Origin of the sequence: Paramuribaculum intestinale, from assembly GCF_003024925.1 — a bacterium.
Classification (GTDB): Bacteria; Bacteroidota; Bacteroidia; order Bacteroidales; family Muribaculaceae; genus Paramuribaculum; species Paramuribaculum intestinale.
Genome location: NZ_PUED01000226.1, coordinates 1 through 3,283, shown reverse-complemented (window position 1 = coordinate 3,283; position 3,283 = coordinate 1). Strand labels below are relative to the sequence as shown.

The window sequence follows — 3,283 nt, the reverse complement described above, 5'->3', positions numbered from 1 at the left end:
TGGTTCTTCCGGAGGACCGGTGGTGTTGGCTGATTCAATGAAAGTTATCGGAGTGCTCCACGGTGGCATGAATGAAAGCGGATTCTTTATGAATGTTGCCTCCGATATATCTCAAATCTTTAATGAATCCAATCTTCGATTTTTAAAATAAGACAGCTAATGGAAATAAATAAATGCCCTGTTTGCAACAACAATCTCGACAATGGTATTTGTCAACATTGTGGTTATACGCAAATTATCTGGCCGGAGGCTCTACCGGAATCAATAACCAGTTTCGAGAAAAATCGGATAAAAACATTACGTGAAATACAGGAAAAGCACTCACTCACAGTTCGTGATATTGAAGGCCGACGTAATGTGTTGGAAACGAATTTGGCATCGCTTGAAGAAGCTTTGTCTGATGCTCGAAAAAAAAATGAGCGGCTCACTTATGAGCGCGATGAATTAAATGACAAGAATCGCTCTCAATTACGTAAACTCGAAAACGAGCGCCAGAACCTCCAGAAAATTAATACCAATCTTGAAAATAAATTAGCTGACAGCGCGGACCACTTAGAAAAGGCAAGGAATTTGTCAGCATCTTTAAAGAAACAAAACAGAGAACTAGCATCAGATTTAGCTCGGGTGAAATCTGAATTAGAACAATTGTCACTGAGTCCAAAAGCAGGAAATGTATATTTCATTTTGGATGATGACGGTGAATTCTCTGTAATCCCGGTCCCTGTGGAAAAACATTATTTTGCAACAGGTCCCGGTATTGAATCTTGTAATGCACCTGATGATTCCATTTCTATGTTGCCAGTAATGACTACCGCAAAAGTGGCATTCAGCGTGGAAAAAAGTTTAACCGGAGGATATAGGCTTACAGACCTTGCCGGAACTTTGACATCTTCTGGAGCCATGAAAGAGAATAAAATACGTCTCACTCAAGGGGTGTCATTAAAGATAAGAGGAGGCAATTTCAAATTATACTTCTGCATTAATCAAAATTAATTATAACAATATGAGTTACGAATTGCATTGGAATCCCAAACATCCGGGCCACATTGTCTACATGCTGGATCTTTCCGGCTCGATGGGGAGAAAAATCAATGATACTCGCCTCGTTGACACGGTCATGGAGGTGATGCAAAAATTGTTTCGTTCGCTGAAAAACGAAATAATGAATGGAGATGAGATTTTGGATCTTTTCTCGGCAACCGTCATCGGTTACAATTCAGATGTCTTTACATTGATGGAGTGTAAAACGGCTAAAGAATTCAACAAGTTCTTTAACGATTCTCGCCGACGTGGTTATATATTCAATACTCAGCAAGGCGGTGAAGCTGAGCCCAAATGGCAGACATACATGTCAGACGCATTTGATGCGGCAGCAAAAGATATAAACACTTGGCTGAGTACTCAAAGAGCTAAAGGTATTCAAACACCGGCACCTGTTGTGATTAATATCACTGATGGTGACCCATATGAAGGGAGTGAGTTTACTCATTCAAAGGCATTGGCTGCAGCAAATAGGCTCAAAGCAATTAGCACTCCCGATGGGAATGTGGTGGTTTACAACATCCATTTCTCCCCGGATACTACAGCTTCTAAAATGGTCCTACCTGATACAGCACCATCAAACATCACATCAAAATTCCTATTCGAAGCATCATCAATAATCCCTCCCGAATTGGTGAAGACTGCACAAAATGTTGATGCCTGGAAAGGACATCGCATTACATCAAATAGCCGGGCTATGATTTCGAATGAAACTCATACTGATTCATTGCTGATGTTTATCTCGTGGGGAACCTCGACAGGAGGTGTAACGACTGATATGGTGAGACAACTGGAACCTATAAAACCAAAATAATGATAGTTTCCTCTACCATATTGGCGGCTTTTAAGACTTCTAAATTCGGGTCTAAGCCATCAAATTGCGCTGATAGTTTTGCTATTTCTCCAGATAGGCATAAAATAGCAATCGCTGATGGTGTTTCAAAGTCATATATGCCTAAGTTTGTTGCAGAAGCTTTGACAGAATTTTATGTCTCTGAAAAACTTCCCGGTGGTCCACTATTTTGTGATCGAAATGCTTCTGAATTACTTTCCTATATAGTTGCAGAATGGGATTGTAAATCACGTAATTTTGAAGCATCCGTAGACGAAGATACTGCATATGATTTGGAGTATCAGCGCGAATTGTATGGGATGGGGGCTTCAACATTTGCCGGAATACGTATTGATGGCGAGGAATTTTCGTTTGATGTTCTGGGAGATTCATGTATTTTTCTAATTCCTAAAGATCATAGCTTATCTCCAATGATTCTTTCGAGCATGCCTTGTGAAGTTACTCTGGAAAATGAGCTCCCTTTCAAATGTGTTTTTGGAATTCATCCTCATTTCATTGATACTAAGGGGCGTATTGTAGGCGAACCTTTAGAGGAATCCGTTAAGGCGTTCGACTGCACTATTCTTTTGGCGACCGACGCCTTCTCTGATTGGTTTTGCCGTAACTTTACAAAAGAAGATGCCAATCATATAATTGACACACTTAAAGAAATTGATTCACCTGAAAAATTTGATTCATTCATCGACAGTTTACGCGACAGTGACCTTAAAAACGATGATGTAGCTGTTGTATTGGTTGATGTTCAGTTAACAGCAGATGAGTCTGAATCGTCCACGAATGATGGCAAATGTGAACCTGAACCGACAACACCGGAGGGCAATGATATTGAATCAAAGTTAAGCCAAGCCGATGAATTTAAAGCAATTATTGAGGATTCTGACAATTTAGGAGAAATAGCGCAAACAGAAGAGGATGTGGATATGAGCAATTCTCATGTAGAGATAGAGGCTCTGGAGGAGTCAGCGCAAGTTGTCTTGATAAATAACTCTGAAGAACCTGAGAATGCTGAATTTGTTGATTCGGAACAGGCGGAGCAAATTGTTGAGTCTAACTACGACGTTGAGATCGACGACTGCAATGGTGTCGAAGAAAACAGCGTTGATACAGGCGATAATACAAACTACGAAAAATCCAAAATAATCTCAATAATAAAGAAATGTCTCGGATTAAATTAAAGACTGCCAAGGGAATGGACATACGAGATGCGGTGTTGGATGCATCAAGCATACTTCCTGTAAATCTTCGAGGCTATTCCGCTCAGTTGACGGTCGATGGGGAAGCATATGCCCTAAAGGGAGGATTTGCCCTGAGTATCAAAATAGTCAAACCTAATAATAAACCACAATGTCTCCGTTGCTGGACAGATGGTAAGGCCGATGAGTCCCAGAT

4 protein-coding genes are annotated in these 3,283 nt (G+C 40.5%); all 4 read left to right on the top strand.

The genetic code is table 11. The annotated features are described in order from the left end of the window. Positions 1 to 159 precede the first annotated feature (159 nt). On the top strand, positions 160 to 993 hold the full coding sequence (locus C5O24_RS11930) for a coiled-coil domain-containing protein (RefSeq protein WP_107036848.1): 834 nt from the start codon (positions 160 to 162) through the stop codon (positions 991 to 993). A gap of 10 nt (positions 994 to 1,003) precedes the next feature. Next, positions 1,004 to 1,855, top strand: a complete 852-nt coding sequence (locus tag C5O24_RS11925) for a vWA domain-containing protein (protein WP_107036849.1) — start codon at positions 1,004 to 1,006, stop codon at positions 1,853 to 1,855. Continuing rightward, the gene (locus tag C5O24_RS13840) at positions 1,855 to 3,069 is read left to right on the top strand and encodes a hypothetical protein (protein ID WP_133165568.1); all 1,215 of its coding nucleotides are present in this window, start codon (positions 1,855 to 1,857) and stop codon (positions 3,067 to 3,069) included. The genes C5O24_RS11925 and C5O24_RS13840 overlap by 1 nt, the downstream gene beginning before the upstream one ends. A gap of 14 nt (positions 3,070 to 3,083) precedes the next feature. Beyond that, positions 3,084 to 3,283 (top strand): hypothetical protein (locus C5O24_RS14355; protein WP_205961110.1); only part of this gene is annotated, 200 nt, incomplete at its 3' end.